This window comes from Pseudomonas sp. R37(2017) (assembly GCF_002113375.1).
Classification (GTDB): Bacteria; Pseudomonadota; Gammaproteobacteria; order Pseudomonadales; family Pseudomonadaceae; genus Aquipseudomonas.
Map to the genome: position 1 here is coordinate 1 of NZ_NEHO01000022.1, position 18,297 is coordinate 18,297.

16 protein-coding genes and 1 rRNA gene are annotated in these 18,297 nt (G+C 60.3%); 8 read left to right on the top strand and 9 right to left on the bottom strand.

The window, feature by feature from the left end:
* Nucleotides 1–17 precede the first annotated feature (17 nt).
* Both rrf and mrdA read left to right on the top strand, forming a co-directional pair.
* Nucleotides 18–133: ribosomal RNA gene (gene rrf, locus CAG47_RS24870) — 5S ribosomal RNA — on the top strand.
* Between the two features lie 183 nt (nucleotides 134–316).
* Nucleotides 317–2,209: a penicillin-binding protein 2 gene (mrdA, locus tag CAG47_RS24875; RefSeq protein ID WP_085728388.1), complete on the top strand. Its 1,893-nt coding sequence runs from the start codon at nucleotides 317–319 to the stop codon at nucleotides 2,207–2,209.
* Between the two features lie 12 nt (nucleotides 2,210–2,221).
* Here mrdA and CAG47_RS24880 read toward each other — a convergent pair whose 3' ends face one another.
* Nucleotides 2,222–3,181, bottom strand: coding sequence for a LysR family transcriptional regulator (locus tag CAG47_RS24880; protein WP_085728390.1), 960 nt, complete (start codon nucleotides 3,179–3,181; stop codon nucleotides 2,222–2,224).
* A gap of 154 nt (nucleotides 3,182–3,335) precedes the next feature.
* On the opposite strand from CAG47_RS24880, the gene CAG47_RS24885 reads away from it, so the two are divergent.
* The 6 genes from CAG47_RS24885 (at nucleotide 3,336) to CAG47_RS24910 (ending at nucleotide 8,864) form a co-directional block, all read left to right on the top strand.
* Nucleotides 3,336–4,637, top strand: a complete 1,302-nt coding sequence (locus tag CAG47_RS24885; protein WP_085728392.1) for an MFS transporter — start codon at nucleotides 3,336–3,338, stop codon at nucleotides 4,635–4,637.
* Nucleotides 4,634–5,389 carry a class II aldolase/adducin family protein gene (locus CAG47_RS24890; protein WP_085728395.1) on the top strand — a complete coding sequence of 252 codons (756 nt, stop codon included), beginning with the start codon at nucleotides 4,634–4,636 and terminating at the stop codon, nucleotides 5,387–5,389. The genes CAG47_RS24885 and CAG47_RS24890 overlap by 4 nt, the downstream gene beginning before the upstream one ends.
* Nucleotides 5,386–6,327, top strand: coding sequence for a glyoxylate/hydroxypyruvate reductase A (locus tag CAG47_RS24895; RefSeq protein WP_177409075.1), 942 nt, complete (start codon nucleotides 5,386–5,388; stop codon nucleotides 6,325–6,327). Before CAG47_RS24890 ends, CAG47_RS24895 begins: the two co-directional genes overlap by 4 nt.
* A 142-nt stretch (nucleotides 6,328–6,469) precedes the next feature.
* A complete protein-coding gene (locus tag CAG47_RS24900; protein ID WP_085728397.1) occupies nucleotides 6,470–7,849 on the top strand; it encodes an MFS transporter in 1,380 nt (459 codons plus the stop codon).
* An 18-nt stretch (nucleotides 7,850–7,867) separates the two neighbouring features.
* Nucleotides 7,868–8,260 carry a RidA family protein gene (locus tag CAG47_RS24905; protein ID WP_085728399.1) on the top strand — a complete coding sequence of 131 codons (393 nt, stop codon included), beginning with the start codon at nucleotides 7,868–7,870 and terminating at the stop codon, nucleotides 8,258–8,260.
* On the top strand, nucleotides 8,253–8,864 hold the full coding sequence (locus tag CAG47_RS24910; RefSeq protein WP_085728401.1) for an RraA family protein: 612 nt from the start codon (nucleotides 8,253–8,255) through the stop codon (nucleotides 8,862–8,864). The genes CAG47_RS24905 and CAG47_RS24910 overlap by 8 nt, the downstream gene beginning before the upstream one ends.
* A 91-nt stretch (nucleotides 8,865–8,955) precedes the next feature.
* Here CAG47_RS24910 and CAG47_RS24915 read toward each other — a convergent pair whose 3' ends face one another.
* The 8 genes from CAG47_RS24915 to CAG47_RS24950 are packed head-to-tail and all read right to left on the bottom strand — an operon-like array spanning nucleotide 8,956 to nucleotide 17,945.
* Nucleotides 8,956–10,086, bottom strand: coding sequence for a glycosyltransferase family 4 protein (locus CAG47_RS24915; protein ID WP_085728403.1), 1,131 nt, complete (start codon nucleotides 10,084–10,086; stop codon nucleotides 8,956–8,958).
* Nucleotide 10,087: 1 nt separating this feature from the next.
* On the bottom strand, nucleotides 10,088–11,218 hold the full coding sequence (locus CAG47_RS24920) for a glycosyltransferase family 1 protein (protein WP_085728405.1): 1,131 nt from the start codon (nucleotides 11,216–11,218) through the stop codon (nucleotides 10,088–10,090).
* Entirely contained in the window at nucleotides 11,202–12,569 is a 1,368-nt protein-coding gene (locus CAG47_RS24925) for a glycosyltransferase family 1 protein (protein ID WP_085728407.1), read from the bottom strand. The genes CAG47_RS24920 and CAG47_RS24925 overlap by 17 nt, the downstream gene beginning before the upstream one ends.
* Nucleotides 12,566–13,819, bottom strand: a complete 1,254-nt coding sequence (locus tag CAG47_RS24930; RefSeq protein WP_085728409.1) for an ABC transporter ATP-binding protein — start codon at nucleotides 13,817–13,819, stop codon at nucleotides 12,566–12,568. Before CAG47_RS24930 ends, CAG47_RS24925 begins: the two co-directional genes overlap by 4 nt.
* Nucleotides 13,819–14,616, bottom strand: a complete 798-nt coding sequence (locus tag CAG47_RS24935) for an ABC transporter permease (RefSeq protein WP_085728412.1) — start codon at nucleotides 14,614–14,616, stop codon at nucleotides 13,819–13,821. The genes CAG47_RS24930 and CAG47_RS24935 overlap by 1 nt, the downstream gene beginning before the upstream one ends.
* On the bottom strand, nucleotides 14,617–16,059 hold the full coding sequence (locus CAG47_RS24940; RefSeq protein WP_085728414.1) for a mannose-1-phosphate guanylyltransferase/mannose-6-phosphate isomerase: 1,443 nt from the start codon (nucleotides 16,057–16,059) through the stop codon (nucleotides 14,617–14,619). It lies immediately after the preceding gene.
* 3 nt (nucleotides 16,060–16,062) lie between these two features.
* On the bottom strand, nucleotides 16,063–17,034 hold the full coding sequence (gmd, locus tag CAG47_RS24945; RefSeq protein ID WP_085728428.1) for a GDP-mannose 4,6-dehydratase: 972 nt from the start codon (nucleotides 17,032–17,034) through the stop codon (nucleotides 16,063–16,065).
* Nucleotides 17,031–17,945, bottom strand: a complete 915-nt coding sequence (locus CAG47_RS24950; protein WP_085728498.1) for a GDP-mannose 4,6-dehydratase — start codon at nucleotides 17,943–17,945, stop codon at nucleotides 17,031–17,033. The genes gmd and CAG47_RS24950 overlap by 4 nt, the downstream gene beginning before the upstream one ends.
* Nucleotides 17,946–18,297: the final 352 nt, after the last annotated feature.

Here is an 18,297-nt window from a genome sequence, read left to right on the forward strand (position 1 = left end):
ACTCAGTAGCCGAATTTCTTGACGACCATAGAGCGTTGGAACCACCTGATCCCATCCCGAACTCAGAAGTGAAACGATGCATCGCCGATGGTAGTGTGGGGTTTCCCCATGTGAGAGTAGGTCATCGTCAAGATTAAATTCCAAAACTCCTATCTGCGCAGGCAGGTAGGGGTTTTGTCTTTCTGGCTCCTGCACGGTCAATTTTAAAAAAAATCACACAAACCTGGCTCCGCGCTTTTGGTAAGGTGCAGCTCATTTTTAACGGACTGAGTTTGCGCCCACGGATCGGCATTCTTTTCAAAGAGTTGCTGCACAAGTGCCTGAACCCATACCGATCAAGGACCACGAAAAAGAGACACGCCTGGTCAACAAGAGGCTCATGGCCTGCGCCGTGTTCGTTGCCGCCATTACCTGTGCTCTGGTGGTACGCCTGTATGTCCTGCAGGTAGTCGAGTTCGACTATCACTCGACCATCTCTGAAAATAACCGCGTCCACGTCTTGCCGATTACGCCTACTCGCGGATTGATCTATGACCGCAACGGTGTACTCCTGGCGGACAACCGCCCCAGCTTCAACCTGACCATTACCCGCGAACTCGCCACCGATGTGAAAGCCGAGCTGGACGAAGTGGTCAATCTCCTGCACTTGCCCGCGGAAGACCGTTCGCAGTTCGACAAGGCGATGAAGCAGGCACGTCACCCCTTCGTACCCGTGACATTGTTCTATGAGTTGAGCGAGGAACAGATTGCCGTACTCGCCGTCAACGAGTTCCGCTTGCCGGGCCTCGATGTCGAGCCCCAATTCGTTCGGCACTATCCGTTGGGAGCGCATTTCGCTCATTCGGTCGGCTACGTCGGACGTATCAACGAGAAAGAGTCAAAGGCTCTGGATACGGTCGAGTATCGAGGCACCCAATCGATCGGCAAGACCGGGATCGAAAAGTTCTACGAGACGCAACTGCACGGCCATGTCGGCTATGAGGAGGTCGAAACCAATGCTCAGGGCCGCGTGCTGCGGGTGCTCAAGCACACTGACCCGGTACCGGGGGAAAACATTGTCCTGAGCCTCGACGTCAAGCTTCAGGAAGCCGCCGAGCAAGCCCTGGGTGATCGTCGCGGCTCGGTGGTCGCGCTCGATCCGTCCACCGGTGAAGTGTTGGCCATGGTCAGTAATCCGAGTTTCGATCCGAATCTGTTCGTTACCGGCATCAGTTCCAAAGAGTACTCCACGCTGCGCGACTCCATCGACCGACCGCTGTTTAACCGTGTACTGCGCGGCCTGTACGCGCCGGGTTCGACCATCAAGCCGGAAGTGGCAATCGCCGGCCTTGACGCGGGTGTCGTTACGCCACAGACCCGTGTGTTCGACCCCGGCTATTACCAACTGCCGGATTTCGATCACAAGTACCGCAACTGGAACCACAGCGGCGATGGCTGGGTGGACATGGATGCGGCGATCATGCGTTCCAACGACACCTACTTCTACGACCTGGCACACAAGCTCGGTATCGATCGCCTGCACGATTACATGGCGATGTTCGGGCTGGGTGAGAAAGTCTCCCTGGACATGAATGAAGAAGCCCCTGGCCTGATGCCATCCCAAGCCTGGAAGCGCGCCACCCGTCGTCAGGCCTGGTTCCCGGGCGAGACGGTGATTCTAGGCATCGGCCAGGGCTACATGCAGGTCACGCCGCTGCAATTGGCCCAGGCCACGGCGCTGATTGCCAACAAGGGCGTATGGAATCGCCCGCACCTGGCCAAAACCGTGGACGGCGTCGCGCCGGTGGATGAGCATCCGATGCCGAACATACTGCTCAAGGATCCGCGTGACTGGGAGCAGGTCAACCATGGCATGCAGATGGTGATGCACGATGCCCGCGGAATTGCCCGGGCCGCAGCCGCGGGCGTGCAGTACCGTATTGCCGGCAAGAGTGGTACCGCGCAAGTTGTGGCGATCAAGCAGGGTGAGCGTTACAACCGCGAGAAAACCCGCGAGCGTAATCGCGACAATGCCTTGTTCGTCGGTTTCGCCCCGGCCGAGCGCCCGAAGATAGTGATTTCGGTGATGATCGAAAACGGCGAGGCGGGTGGACGAGTCGCCGGGCCGGTCGTCCGGGAGATCATGGACGCCTGGCTACTCGATCAGGACGGACACCTCAAGCCCCAGTACGCCGCGCCAAGCAAGGCGCCGGGCGATCCTCACGTCTGATTCATCAAGGCTTCACAGCACAGGCTCACGGATGCTGAGCATGTGCTGGAAGCTTTCGAGGAACACCGCTTCGGCCTGGCTCATCTTCTGTTCGCGATTCCACAGCAACTGGATATCGAAATCCACAACGCCGTCTTCCGGCGGCAAACGCCAGAGCAGGCCTTGCTCGACATCCCGGCGCACCAGGTGCGTGGGCAAGGCACCGATTCCGTAACCTGCGCAGATCAGGCGGTGAATTTCTTCGAAACTGGTGGAGGAGGCGACAATCTTGCCGGTAAAGCCTTGCTGGTCGCGAAACAGCGTCAGGGGTGAAAGATTGCCGCCCAATTGATCACTGGTGAAGCTGACGAAGTTTTCCGCCGCCAGCTGTTCCAGGGTCAGATCCTGTTGCCCGAACAACCGATGTCGCTGGCCGCAAAAGTATGCGTAGGTCTCGCGAAACAACACCCGTTGTTCCAGTCGTGGCTGGGGCAAGCGGCACAGGCCGACGCCGATGGTCGCCGTCTTTTGCAGCAGCGAACTGATGATGTTCGAACTTCCCATCACCTCGACTTCCAGCTCGATTTTCGGGTGGGTTTCATGGAAATCGGCGAGGAAATCATCGTAATGCCGAGCCTGCACACCACTGACGGTAAGGATACGAATCTTGCCCACCACATCGTCGTGACGGTTCTCCACCACTGTCCCCAGGCGTGAAATGTCTCCATAGATATCCGCCGCTATGCGCAGCACTTCTTCCCCGGTTTCCGTCAGGTCAAAGCGTCGCCCGCTGCGGGCAATCAACACGCACTCCAGTTGTTCCTCCAGGCGTTTCAGTGCCTGGCTCACGGCCGACTGGGTGATGTGCAGTCGCGCGGCGGCGCGGCTCATGCTGCCTTCCTGACCGATGACCAGATAGGTGCGCAGCAGGTTCCAGTCGAGGCGGTCATTGAGAAAGCGCCGGCCGACCCATGGGTTGGAAGTGGAGGGCATAAAACCTCATGCAGTAGCACTGCTAATAGTAAAGATAAGGATTTGAAAATTGACTAATCCTGGCACGGAAGCGATAAAGCCCACAAGCGCCACAGAGCGCAACCGTCATCAGCCTCAACACCTGCCCAAAACTATAAGTACACAGGGTCCTTGCATGCACACTACCGCCCAACCGCGCCGAGCCGCGGCCGCTGCCTTCATTGGCACGACCATCGAGTTCTACGACTTCTACATCTACGCCACCGCGGCGGCATTGGTGCTCGGGCAAGTATTCTTCCCCAGCAGCGACCCGGTCTTGAGTACCCTGGCCGCGTTCGGCAGTTTCGCTGTCGGCTTCATTGCCCGTCCCATGGCCGGCATGGTGTTCGGTCATCTGGGGGATCGTCTCGGGCGCAAGAAAATGCTGCTGGTAACCATGGCCCTGATGGGTATCGCAACCGCCGGGATTGGCCTGTTGCCCAGTTATGCCAGCGCCGGTATCTGGGCCCCCGTCGGGCTGATCGTCCTGCGTTTGATCCAGGGCATTTCCGTTGGTGGCGAGTGGGGTGGCGCGGTGCTGATGGCCAGCGAGCATGCACCGGCCAGGCGCAAGACGTTCTATGCCTCGTTCGCCCAACTCGGCAGTCCGGCCGGCTTGCTGCTGGCACTGATCGCTTTCCGTCTGGTGACGTCCCTTGAGCCGGAGGACTTCCTCGCCTGGGGTTGGCGCCTGCCGTTCCTCGCCAGTGGCGTGTTGATGATGATCGGCCTGTTGATCCGCTCCGGGGTTCACGAGTCGCCGGAGTTCGCCAAAGTCCAGGACAGTAACGAAACCGCCAAGTACCCGGTCATGGAGGTGATCCGCACCTGCTGGCGGCAGATCCTGTTCGCCGCCGCTGCGGTGACCATCGGCTCGGCCGGTTTCTTTTTCACCAACACCTTCATGATCACCTACGTCACCCAATACCAGGGCATTGCCCGCTCGACGATTCTCGACTGCCTGTTTCTGGTGACCGTCATCCAGTTGCTCTCGCAACCCGTCTCGGCGTTGCTGGCCGAACGTATCGGCGAAGGGCGTTTTCTCAAATTGGTCGCACTGCTGTGCATGGTCACCCCCTATCCGATGTTCCTGTTGGTCGGTACGCAGAACATTCTGTTGATGACCCTCGGCATTGCCTTGGCCGTGGTGATTCTCTCGGCGCTGTACGCGGTGATCGCCGGCTACATGACCCTGGCCTTCCCGGTGCACCTGCGCTACTCGGGCATTTCCATCGCTTATCAATTGGCCTGCGCCGTGGCCGGGGGCACCACGCCGCTGATCGGCACCCTGCTGGCCAGCAAGTTTTCCGGACAATGGTTGCCGCTGGCGGTGTTTTTCACCTTGCTCTCGGCCCTGTCCCTGATCGGTGTTTGCGGCCTGGCCCGCCTGCGCGCCAACCCGGTCGTCACCCACGCTGTCAAAGAGGTGTATTCGTGAGTAAACCTGCACACATCGACCCGGTTGAATGGCAAGCCCGTTGCGAACTGGCGGCACTGTATCGACTGGTCGCGCACTTTCGCATGACCGACCTGATCGACACCCACATCACCCTGCGGATTCCGGGGCCTGAACATCACTTCCTGATCAACCGCTACGGGGTGATCTTTGACCGCATGCGCGCCTCGGACCTGGTGCGCATCGATCAGGAAGGGCGGGTGGTCGATCCAGAATACGCAGGCCATCGGGTCAACGCCGCAGGCTTCGTGATTCACTCGGCGATCCACATGGCGCGTCCGGACCTGAACTGCGTGATCCACACCCACACGGCGGCCGGCATGGCGGTCGCGGCGCAGAAGCAAGGCCTGCTGCCGATCAGCCAGCATGCGCTGAAGTTCTACGGCAAGTTGGCTTATCACACCTATGAGGGCATCGCGCTGTCGCTGGATGAGCGCGAGCGCCTGATTGCCGACCTCGGCCCGCACCGGGCGATGATCCTGCGAAATCATGGCCTGTTGGTTGGCGGTTCAGGGGTTGCCCAGGCGTTCCAGGAAATCCATTTTCTGGAACGCGCCTGCCAGGCCCAGGTGCAGGCGCTGGCCGGTGGTTCGGCATTGCATTACCCGTCGCCGGAAGTGTGCGCGCACACCGCCGAACAGTTTGACCGTGATGAACAGGACAACATCATCGACCTGGCCTGGGAGGCCGCTCTGACGTTGATCGAGTCCCAGCGCGAGTCATATATGTCATGAATGCCGCCATCAATACCGTGGTTCTGTTGTCCCGCGACACCTTGCTGCTCAAGCAATTGCTGGCGGCGTTCGCCCGCAGCGCGCCACAGCTCACTGCCGTGCTGGCCGACGATTACCGGGCAGCCAATGCACCGATGGCCGCGTGCTGGTTTCCGTTGCCGGGCAGTCTCGGCGCGTTGCCGAACCTGCAGGTGATTCACTCGGTGGCCGCTGGCATCGATCACCTCGATCACGACCCGTCGTGCCCGGATTTGCCGATCTGCCGCGTGGTCGACCCGGGCCATCGCCAAGGCATGACCGAGTACGTGCGTTGGGCGGTGATTCACTATCATCGTGGCTTCGACCAAGTGCTGTCGCAGCAATCGAAACAGCACTGGGAGCGGCCGCTGCAACGGGCGGCGGGGCAGTTCAAGGTCGGTGTGATGGGGCTCGGCTCGCTGGGCAGCGCGATTGCGCTGGATCTGGCTGCGGCGGGTTATGACGTGCGCGGCTGGGCGCGCCGCGGCAAGGACTTGCCGGGTGTGCACACCTTCGCCGGGGCGGATGCGTTGAACCCGTTTCTCGACGGCGTCGAGTTGCTGATCAACCTGCTGCCGCTGACCAGCGAAACCCGTGGCATCCTCGGCCGGGCCACTTTCGAGCGGCTCGCCAACGGTGCGGCACTGGTCAACTGTGGGCGCGGCGCTCATCTGAACATCGACGATCTCGAACAGGCCCTGGCGAAAGGGCAATTGCGCGGCGCCTTGCTGGATGTCTTCGAGCAGGAGCCGCTACCGGCCGATCACCGGCTGTGGACGATGCCCGGCGTCACCATCACCCCGCACATGGCCTCGGCGGCTTCCCATGATTGTATTGCCGAACAAGTAGCGGAGAACTTCCGTCGATTGAATGGCGGCGAATCATTATTGAACTGTGCCGACCGATTACTGGGTTATTGAACCAACCGCAATAAAACTAAAAATGCCCTGCGAACTCGCCCGCTTAGTTGGGCGAGTCATAACAACAACCTTCGCCTCAACCGTTTTACTGCCAGTCAAAACAAATAAATAACGAGTTCTTGAAGAATTCCTGGAGACAGTGATGAGCGATCTATCGTCCGCAGAAAAGTCCGGCGCACCACCGGAAGTTGCAATCAGCATGAAAAAAGTCGCGGTAGCCAGCGTGATCGGCACCACCGTGGAATGGTACGACCTGTTCGTGTTTGCCACGGCGTCGGCCCTGGTCTTCAACAAAGTGTTCTTTCCGGATTTCGTGCCGCTGATCGGAACGTTGCTGGCTTTCGGCACCTTCGCTTCGGCGTATCTGGCGCGGATTGTCGGTGCGGCATTGTTCGGGCATTTCGGCGATCGCCTGGGACGCAAGTCGATGTTGTTGATCTCGCTGTTGACCATGGGCGCGGCCACCTTCGCCATCGGCTTGTTGCCGGACTTTGCCACTATCGGTATCTGGGCGCCGATCCTGTTGTTGCTGCTCAGGGTCGTGCAAGGCCTGGCATTGGGTGGCGAGTGGGGAGGGGCGGTGTTGATGGCGGTGGAGCATGCACCGGCCAACAAGCGTGGCTTGTACGGTTCCTGGGTGCAGATCGGCGTACCGGCCGGGACCCTGATTGCCAACCTGGCCTTCCTGGTGATCGCGGCGTGGCTGTCCCCTGAGGATCTGTTGGCCTGGGGCTGGCGCATTCCCTTCCTGGCCAGCGTATTGTTGATCGCAGTCGGCTTGTACATCCGCCTGAACATCTCGGAAACCCCGGCCTTCAACAAGGTCAAGGAAGCCGAGGTGCAAGTGAAAATGCCCCTGGCGGAAGTGTTCTGCAAGTACTGGAAGCAAGTGGTGCTGGGCGGTATTGCCACCATGTCCACGGGCGCTTCGTTCAACATCATCGTGGCGTTCGGTTTGACGTATGGCACACAGAATCTCGGTTTCAGCCGCAGCGTGATGCTCGGCGTGGTGTTGCTGTCCTGCGCCTGGTGCATCGTCATGTTGCCGGTATTCGGCGCGCTCTCGGATCGTGTCGGGCGCAAGCCGATCATTGTCGGCGGCATCATCGCCGAAGCACTGGTGGCGTTCCCGATGTTCTGGTTGATGGACACCAAAGAGCTGTCGCTGGTGGTGTTCGGTTACCTCTTGTTGATGACCGCCTTCGCTGCCAACTACGGGCCGATCGCGACGTTCCTCGCCGAACTGTTCGGTACCCGGGTGCGTTACTCCGGATTGTCGATCAGCTACATGTTGTCCGGTCTGCTCGGCAGCGCGGCAACGCCGATTGTCACCACGGCATTGCTGGCCGCGACGGGCAAAGGCTCTTCCGTGGCCTGGTACATGATCGGTGCGGCCCTGATTTCCCTGGTGGCGTTGGTGCTGCTGACCGAGACCTTCAAGAAAGACATCAGCGAAATTCCCGGCGTTGTCCCGAATCACGATTCGGCCCCCGGCAAACCCTTCAAATCGGCTGCGGCCTGATCCCAGGAGTGAAACAGCATGCGCAGAATTCAATCGGCCCCGGGCTACATCGGCCCGGTCGGCCCTTACTCACAGGCCGTGGTCAGTGGTCACCTGGTGTTCACCGCCGGGCAGATTCCGGCCCACGGCAGTCTCGACGAGCAGCCTGCCGATTTTCCCGAGCAGGTGCGGCAAACCCTGCGCAACCTTGAAGCGATCCTGATTGAAGCCGGGTCCGGTTTCAGCCACGTGATCAAGGTCAATGCCTACCTGACCGATCCCGCGCAGCTGGAGCCGTTCAACACCGTGTACCGCGAGTTTCTCGGCCATGCGCCACCGGCACGCACGACGGTGTGCGTGGCGTTGTGGGGCGTTTCACTGGAAATCGACTGTGTTGCCGAACTGATTGCCGGGGAGCCGCAACATGGATGAATTGCAACTGACCGAACAGCTCAAGGCCGTGAGTTTTCCGACCCTGGGGCATTTTCTTGAAGAGGGATTTGCCGACCCTCAATTGCGGGCCATGGTGCCCAATGTGAAAGTCGTTGGCCGTGCGCTGACCCTGAAGCTGGTGGGCGCCGATGCCATCGCCGTCAACCGGGCCCTGGCGCAGATCAGGCCGGGCGACGTGCTGGTGATCGACACGGGGGGCGACTGTCGGCATGCGCCGGTCGGGGCGGTGACCAGTTGCGCGGCGCGCAGTGCCGGGGCAGTGGGGATTGTGGTGGATGGCGCGGTGACTGACCTGCTGGAGCTGCGCGAAGCCGGGTTGCCGGTATTCGCCCGTGGCACCAGCCTGTTGACCACCAAGCTGCATGGTCGCGGCGACAGTGCAATCAATCAGCCCATCCAGTGTGCCGGGGTGACGGTGCAGCCGGGGGATTGGGTGCTGGCGGACGACAACGGTGTGTTGTTCCTCGACACCGCGTCGGCTATGGCCGTGATTGAGCAGGCGCTGGCCTCGGATCGTGCCGAGCCGCACCTGCTCGAACGCTTGCGTGCCGGTGAGCCGGTCGCACAGGTCTTGCGCGTCTAGTCCGTCAGCCATTGTTGCAGGTTTTCGAGAAAGTCGACGGCCTGCACAGGTTGTGCGCAAGCCATGGAAACTCTACATCGCGGGATCGGCGTCAGGCGTAAGCGAGGGCTTTTTCTTCCAGCAGTTCCTCATACAAGGCCGCCCATTTGCGACCCATTTCATCTGCGGTAAACAGATTCTGATAACGGGCCTGGGCGTTCTCGCCCATTTGTGCCGCCAGCACCGGGTTTTCCCAAAGCGTGCGCATCGCCTCGCGGAACGCCAATGGATTGCTCGGCGGCACCACCAGCCCGGTCTCGTTATGGATGTTGATGTAACTGGTGCCCGTGCCGATCTCACTGGAGATCATCGGTTTGCCATACATCGCGCCCTCCAGCAGCGAAATGCCGAAGGCTTCGGAACGCAGGTGTGACGGGAACACCACCGCATAGCTCAATTCGAGCAGGGCGACCTTGTCTTCGTCGCCGAGGAAGCCGAGGAAGTGCAGGTTCTGCAGGCCCAGCTCCCTGGCCTGGGCATGCAGCTCTGCTTCCAGTGGGCCGGCGCCGACGATCACCACGGGATAGTTCAGCCCCTGCATCGCTTCGAGCAGGATGTGCAGCCCTTTGTAATAGCGCATCACACCGACGAACAGGAAAAACCTGTCCCCCAGCTTCTCGCGCCAGCGCTCGGTCCGTGCCGTGTCGTGCTTCGGATAACCCGACTTGTCCAGGCCGTAGGTAATGACCCGGGTCTTGTCCCGGTAGTCCTTGAGCACATCGCTGGTGTGAAAGTAGTTGGGGGAAGCCACGGCGATTCGATCCGCGCTGTCCAGGAACCTGCTCATCAATGGACGGTACAGTTTGAGCAGATGACGCTGGCGAATGATGTCGGAGTGGTAACTCACCACACAGGGTTTTTTGGTGGCACTGACAAAATGCACCATGTCCATGAAGGGCCAGGGGAAGTGGTAGTTGACCACGTCGGCCTCAGCCGCGAGCTCACGAAACTGCTTGAACACGCTGTAGGAAAAACCGGTGGAGGCCAGTTGAAAATCCATCCTGGCCTGATGCACCCGGTGCTCGCGGATCTGCAACGCGCCCGGCGCCGGGTTGTTGCTCAGGGTCAGTACGGTGCTGTCGACACCATGGCGCGCACCGCTTTCGCTCATCTGGAAAATGACTTGTTCGATGCCTCCCATGGAGTCCGGCAAGTAGGTTTTGTAAAAGTGCAGAACGCGCATTTCAGTTCTCCATAGCCTGGCGGTAGGCGCGGGCGGTCACCGTCGCGCAACGCTCCCAGGAAAAAAGCTTCGCTCGCTGCAAACCCGTCTCGCGACAGGCTCGCCAGTGCGCCGCGTCGTCGATCAACCGTTGCATGGCATCGCGCAGCGAGTCCGGGTCCTGCGCCTCGATATAGTTGCCGGCGTCGCCAGCCACTTCCGGCATCGCCGATTCGCCCGTCAGAATCACCGGGGTGCCACTGGCCATGGCTTCCAGCACGGGCAGGCCGAACCCCTCGTACAACGAAGGGAAGACCAGCGCCCGGGCACCGGCCAGCAATTGCGCCAGATCCTCGTCGGGCAGGTACCCCAGCAGGCACACATGACCTGACGCGAGGGCCGAACGCAGTTCGTCGTTGAACTGCTCACGCTGCCAGCCAGCCATGCCGGCGATCAGCAGTGGAAAACACTGGCGTACGGTTTCCGGCAATCGGGCATGGGCGCGCAGGGCCAGGGTCAGGTTCTTGCGCGGCTCCAGGGTGCCGACGCAGAGAAAATACTCTCGCATCTCGACGCCGTGAGCCTTGAGGACCCGGTCGATGGCCTCGGGTTCACGGGGGTGGAATCGCGCGGCCACGCCCAGCGGTGCCACCACGAAGCGTTCGGCCGGCAGTGCGAAACAAGCCTGCGCCTGGTCGGCGATGTACTGCGAGTCGGTCAGAATCAACCGCGCCCGCTGGACACCGTCGGCCAGTCGCCGCTCGATTTCGCGCAGGCGCGCCGGGGGTTGGCTGTCGGGATAGTGCAGGTGCGTGAGGTCATGCAGCGTGATGATCGTCGGGCCATTGAACGACAGCGGCCACAGGCTTGGCTCGTGATACAGGTCAATGGCCTGGGAAGGGCGCTGGTCAAAACGCTTCTGTTCCAGCCAGCGCCGCGCCTGATAAGCCCCCGGGATCTTTCGCAGCAACGGCGTCAAACGCGAGTATCCGGGCATCGCCGCGCCAGGCAGGGTCGAACTCCAGCCCCAGCCATGGAACAACGCCAGTTCGACGTCCGGTTCCCTGGCCAGGGCCGTCGCCAGTTCGGCGACGTAGTGACCGATGCCAGTGCGCGGTGCCTGGAGGATGCGGGCGTTAAGGGCAATGCGCATGTTGTCTCTCTTGCATGAGCGGCACGTCTACAAGATTGCGCAGGGTGTGTTCGGCCAATTGCGCACTGGCTTCACGCCAGCCGATCCAGCGCCAGTCCGCGACGTCACGAGTGGCCGGGAATTGACCGCTGTTCTCGAAACGAATGACCAGATCAGCCAGGCTTTGTGGATCGGCCAGATCGAAGTACGCCATGAACTCGCCGCCGATTTCGCGAAAGACCGCAATGTCGCTACCCATGGCCGGCAGTCCACGCTGCATGGCTTCTACCAGCGGCAGGCCGAAGCCTTCCACAAAGGACGGAAACACCAGTGAGCTGGCGTGGGTGTAGGCATGCTCGAGGCTGGTGTCGCTCAGGTCATTGAACATGAACAGACGCAGGTTCAACTGCGGGTGATTACGGACCCGGGCCAGCAGTGCATCGCATTTCCAGCCGACTCGCCCGGCAATGCACAGCCGGGCATTGGAGCCAGCAGCCCAGGCCCGTTCGAAGGCGTCCAGCAGGTAGTCGTGATTCTTGCGCGGCTCGATGGTACTGACCATCAAAAACACCGGTTCCGGTGTTTTGAAAATGTGCGTCAGGCGTGGCTCGACGGCGACCGTGACTTCGCTCAGGTCCAGTTCCGAGCCGAGGTGGAAATAGTCGAACCACAATTCACTGGCCTTGGCAGGGCCCAGGCGGCGCTGCAATTCATCGCGCACCTGATCGCGCACCGTGGCGGAAATGGCCACATAACCGTCGGCGGTTTGGGTGATCCAGTCGAACCACTCGTTGAATACCTCTACCAGTCGTGTGTCGTAAAACTGCGGATGTGTCACGGGAATCAGGTCGTAAATCACCGAAACGATGCCAACGCCTTCACGTTTGAGTCGTTCGGCAAACGGGAAAAAATCGCTGTGCCAGGACGAGTCCAGCAGCACCAGTTGATCCCCAGGTTGGTGTTGCAGCGGCGTGCAACGTTTGGGCAGTTGATACTGGTTGATGCCCTCGATCGCACGCAGGGGAAGGCTGAAACAGGTGACCGCTGTCACTCGATAGGCCACATGCAGCAAACGCTTGATCACCCGCGAGTTGCTTCGACTGTGCAAGCGTTGATGCAATTGCCAGAAGCGGTGAGCCAAGCGCCCGAGTCGTCCACCAAAGATCATCAAGGCATCGAAGAACGGGATGTTCAGTGCACCGAGTTTCAGTACCCGATAGAGCTTGCCGTTAAGCATCACAACCGGGATGCATTCAATACCGTCGACCGATTCCGGTAGTTGGTTGACGACGTTGCGTACCACCCTCTGGATGCCCGAGTTGACCTTGGGGTGCTGGAATACGTGCGTGCATTCCACCAAAAGACGCGTCATTGCGTGCTCTCCGAGGTGGCCGGCGCGTTCGAGCGCGTGACGGTGGTCTTCGCGGCCAGCCACGAGCAGCCGACAAAATCCTCCTGGCGGTTGTTGATCACATGGAACACCAACCCGTAATCGCGCCACTCGAAGTTGCGGTCCAAGTGTGAATCCAGGCGTGACAGGCTCAACGCCACGGAATAGTTACCCTTGCCCAGCCCCATGACGAAAGCGAAGCGGTAGGTCACGCGCTCGCCAGCCTGCAGATCGGTCAGCGCCTGATCCTGGCGATGGGTGTTGATGCCGTACATGGCCTGGCCCAGGCGATCCTTGATCATGAAACCCAGTACCAGCCGCTCGATGTCCTGGCGAACTTCGACATCCACCTCCAGCACGACCGGCTGGCCGACTTCGGCAGCGTCGATGGACCGCTCATGTTTGTCGAGCAGCCGTACATTCAGAATCCTGGCTTCACCCGTTCCCGAAATGGTACTGACCTGGCCGCCAGAGAGCATTTCCTGACGCACGCTCTGACCTTCCCGCTCGGCGAGCAGGGCGTTGTAGTAATCCATGACGGTTTCGGGTGTGTCATGCATGGCCATGCGGCCGTTTTCCAGGAGGATCGCCGAGTCGCAGATCGACTGAATTGCCGAGCGGTCATGGGAGACGATCAGCAGTGTGGTACCGGCTTTGCGAAAACTGCGGATGCGGTCGAAACTTTTGTGCTGGAAGTAGGCGTCGCCCACCGACAGTGCTTCGTCGACGATCAAAATGTCCGGGCGCCGCGCGGTGGCCACACTGAACGCCAGACGCATTTGCATACCGCTGGAATAGGTGCGCACCGGGTGGTCGATGGCGTCGCCTATTTCCGCGAAACGTTCGATTTCCGGCATCAACGCTTCTATCTCTTCGACCTGCATGCCCAGCAGTTGCCCGGCCATGACCGCATTCTGCCGACCGGTAAAGTCCGCATGAAAACCCATGCCCAATTCCAGCAGGGCGGCGACGCGGCCTTCGAGTTCAATGGTGCCGCAGGTGGGATGGGTGGTGCCGGTGATCATCTTCAACAAGGTGCTTTTGCCGGCGCCGTTGACCCCGACGATACCCACCGATTCTCCGGGGGCAATCTGGAAGGTCACGTCCTGTAGTACCCAGTGCTGACGATGGCGGATCGGTGAGAACGGGACCAGCCATTCAACCAGTCGACTCCAGCGGGTAGGGTATTGTTTATAGGCCTTGCCCAGGCCGGTGACGCGTATGTGCCCCATCAGAGTTCATCCACCATTTCACCGACCCGCTGCCGAAACAGCCGCAGCCCGAAGATGAGGAGCAATACGCTGGCGAGCGTGATCGGCAGCAGCGAACTCCAGACAGGCCATTGGCCGTACAGGAAGATGTTCTGGTAGCTGGTGATCAGGTTGGTCAGGGGGTTGAGTTGCAGCAAACGCTGCACCCAATCGGGCAGGATGCTCATCGGGTAAACGATTGGCGTCAGCCAGAACCAGAATTGCAGGCAGATGGCGAAAAATTGCCCGACATCGCGAAAGAACACATTCAATACGCCAAGAATGATTCCCAACCCGGCACAGAACATCACTTGTAGCACCAGCAGTGGAATGAGCGCCAGCAACGCCAGGCCCGGTAGTCGACCGGTGATCAACAGAAAACCGAGGAACAAGCCGATGATGATTGCGAAGTTGATACCGGCATTCAACAGCACGATCACTGGCAGGCAGATCCGTGGAAAGCTGATTTTTTTCAGCAGGTTGGCGTTATCCAGAAACATGTTCTGGCTACGCACGGTGATTTCCGCGAACAAGCCCCAGGTCAGCAACCCGGCGCAAAGGTAGATGCTGTAGGCCATGCCGTCATCTACCCCAGGCAAACGCGCGCGCATGATCTGGGAAAAAATCACGGTGTAGACAATGATCATCGACAGCGGATTGAGCACGGTCCACAGGGCACCGAACAACGAATTGCGATAACGCGCCTGAAACTCTCGCTGGACGCTACCGAGGATGAATCCCCGATAGCTGCCCAGCGTACGGTAAAGGGAAAGCAGCATTCAAACCGTCCTGCCGTATTGATCTTCGAAGCGGACGATATCGTCCTCTCCCAGGTATTCGCCGCTTTGCACTTCGATGATCACCAGGTCGATCACGCCGGGATTCTCCAGGCGATGCTTGTGACCGGCGGCAATGAAGGTCGACTCGTTCTTGGCCACCAGGTGAGTGCCGGTGCCATTGTTGGTGACCTTGGCCATGCCTTCGACCACCACCCAGTGTTCATTGCGATGGTGGTGCATCTGCAATGACAGCTTGGCGCCAGGCTTGACCACGATGCGTTTGATCTTGAAGCGCGGGCCTTCCTCGAGCACGGTGTAGGTGCCCCATGGCCGGCTCACTGTACGGTGCAGGCGATAGGCTTCGTGTTCTTTGTCCTTGAGTTGCCTGGCCACCCGGCGCACATCCTGGGCGCGATCGGCATGGGCCACCAGCACCGCGTCGGCGGTGTCGACGATGATCAGGTTATCCACGCCCACGGTCGCTACCAGACGGTTTTCGTTCTGGACGAAGTTGTTGTGGCTGTCGATGAAAATCGACTCGCCGACGGCACGGTTGTTCTGTTCATCCGCCGGTACCAGCGCGGCCACCGCACCCCAGGAGCCGATGTCGCTCCAGTCGAAACGGGCCGGCACCACGGCCACTTTGTCGGAGCGTTCCATCAACGCGTAGTCGATGGAGATGTCCATGATTTCGCCAAACAGGGCCGATGACAGTTCCTGCTGCACGCTCCCGGCATTTTCCACGGGGGCACTGGCGGCCATGCAGGTCTGCGTCTGTTCCAGCAAGGCCGGAGCATGGGTTTGCAGTTCGGCCAGCAGGCTGGCGACCGAGAAGCAGAACATCCCGGAGTTCCACAGGAAGTTGCCGCTTTCCACGTAGTGCGTCGCGGTTTGCAGGTCGGGTTTTTCGACGAAGCGCCGCACGCTGGCAGCGCCTTTGTCGTCCAGTGGCGTGCCGGCCTCAATGTAGCCAAAACCGGTTTCCGGAGCGTTCGGCACGACACCGAAGGTCACCAGGTGACCGCTCCTGGCCAATGTCACGGCATGCTCGACCGCGTCCTTCAATGCCTCGACGTTGACGATCAGATGGTCGGCGGGCATCACCAGCATGATCGCGTCGTCGCCGTGCAGGGCCTGGAGGGAGAGGGCGGCGGCGGCAATGGCCGGCGCCGTGTTGCGACCCGTCGGCTCCAGCAGGAAGTGCCCGCGATGACGGCCCAGGTGCGCATCCCGAAAGTGATCCTTGCTCTGGAAGTAGTATTCGCGGTTGGTCACCGTGACGATATCGCCCCAGCCGTCGAGCAGCTCCGCGGCACGCCGATAGGTCTTGCCCAGCAGCGACTGGCCGTCAGGCAATGCCATGAACGGTTTGGGATGGCCTTCACGCGACACCGGCCACAACCTTGTCCCGGCACCGCCGGAGAGAATCACGGGAATCAGCATGGCCTACTCCTTGGCGACGCGTTTCATGTCCGCATCCATCATCATGCGGATCAAGGCATCCAGATCGGTCTTGGGTTTCCAGCCCAGCACTCGCTGGGCCTTGGCCGGGTTGCCGAGCAGCACTTCGACTTCGGCCGGGCGGAAGAACGCCGGGTCGATCTTCACGAAATCCCGGTAATCCAGGCCCACATGATCGAAGGCTATCCGGCACATCTCGCGCACGGTGGTGGTCACGCCGGTGGCCACCACGAAGTCGTCGGGTTTGTCCTGTTGCAGCATCAGCCACATGGCTTCGACGTAGTCACCGGCAAAGCCCCAGTCGCGCTTGACGTCGATATTGCCCAGGCGCAGTTCCTGCTGCTTGCCCTGCTTGATGCGGGCGGCGGCGTCGGTGACTTTGCGCGTCACGAACTCGATGCCGCGCAGGGGGGATTCATGGTTGAACAGAATGCCGCTGCTGGCGTGCAGGTTGAAGCTTTCGCGGTAGTTCACGGTGATCCAGTGGCCATAAAGCTTGGCCACGCCATATGGGCTGCGCGGATAGAATGGCGTGTTCTCGTCCTGCTGTTCGGCCTGGATCAAGCCGAACATTTCGCTGGTGGATGCCTGGTAGAAACGCGTGTGCGGGCTGAACTGGCGGATCGCTTCGAGCAGGTGGGTAACCCCCAGGCCGTCGACGATGCCGGTGGTCACCGGTTGATCCCAGGAGGCCGCGACAAAGCTTTGCGCGGCCAGGTTGTAGACCTCGTCCGGCGCCGACTTGATCACCGCACGCTGCACTGAACAGGCATCGGCCATGTCGCCGTCCAGGTAGACGATATCCGCCTCGACCCCCATCTCGCGCAGGCGCCAGCGCGAGTCGCTGCTGCGACGCGCGACCAGGCCGTGGACCTTGTAGCCTTTGTCGAGGAGCAGTTTGGCCAGATACGCGCCATCCTGGCCGGTGATACCTGTAATCAATGCACTTTTAGTCATTCTTGTCGTACTCGCTTCTCCCAGTCGGACAGGATCGCCCGCAGGGATTGTTGTGTTGTGATTTCAGACTTCCATCCGGTGGTCCGGGCCAGCCGGGCAGGGCTGCCGCATACCCGACGCTGATCGGCGGGGCGGAATCGCGCCGGGTCCTGGACCAGTTGCAGATCGACCTCGGCAAGATCTGCCAACTGTTCGATCAAACTGCGAATGCTCTGCTCGCGCCCCGAGCAAATGTTGTAGACCTGCCCCGGCGTGCCGTTCTCCAGCAATGCCAGATAGGCCGAGACCACGTCCCCGACATCGAGGAAATCGCGGGTGACGTCGATGTCCCCGACCTCCAGTAGTGGCGCTTGCAGGCCTTGTTTGATCCGGCAGATCTGGCGGGCGGCGCTGGCGATGACGAAGCTGTCTTTCTGCCCGCTGCCGATGTGGTTGAACGGGCGGGCGACCAGCACGGGCCAGCCTTCGCTCAGGCCCCATTGCAAACTCAGGAACTCTGCCGACAGTTTGCTCACAGCATAGGGATTGCGCGGGCAGGGCGGTTGCAATTCAGTGATGGGCAGATGCTCTTCAGCGACCTGGCCATAGACATCACCGGAGCTGACGTACAGAAACGTGCCGGTGAAGCCGCGCGCCTTGAGGGCTTGCAGCAGGTTCAGGGTGCCCAGCAGATTGATGTTCAGGGTGCCCGACGGATCACGAAAGGCCTGCGGGACGAACGTCTGGCCGGCCAGGTGAATCACCGCATCGGGCATGACCGGCCACAAGCCTTCGAGGCTGTCCGGCGCGGCAAGATCGTAGCGACCGGAAACAGGCAACAGCTCCCATTCCGAGGCGTCAGCCTGCAAACGCGATTGGATGTGCTGTCCAACGAATCCAGTCAGACCCGTGACAAACAGACGTTTTTTCAACAGCGACCCCCCGGTCATGCACTTCACCCTATTCCCACGGGCTTTACGGAAATTTCACGAACCAACAGGATGGTCCGAAAGGCAGGCGAAATGTTTGTTGTAGTTGTTTGGTGGTCAATCTGTGCCATTTGCTCGGCAATTTCAACAGGTCCAATCGTGACTGGTCAGTTCTCGTCAGCGTAGCCTGATTTATTCTCGTCGGGCGGTTCACGAATCCCCAACGGATGTGGTTAGAATGCCCCTCGTCACGATTACCCGGGGTTCGGCAGCGTCGCTTCGAAACTGCGAGAAACTGACCACTAAAACAAGAACGAAGACGGGCAGGATGACGATGGGCGAGCGCCAGTAACCA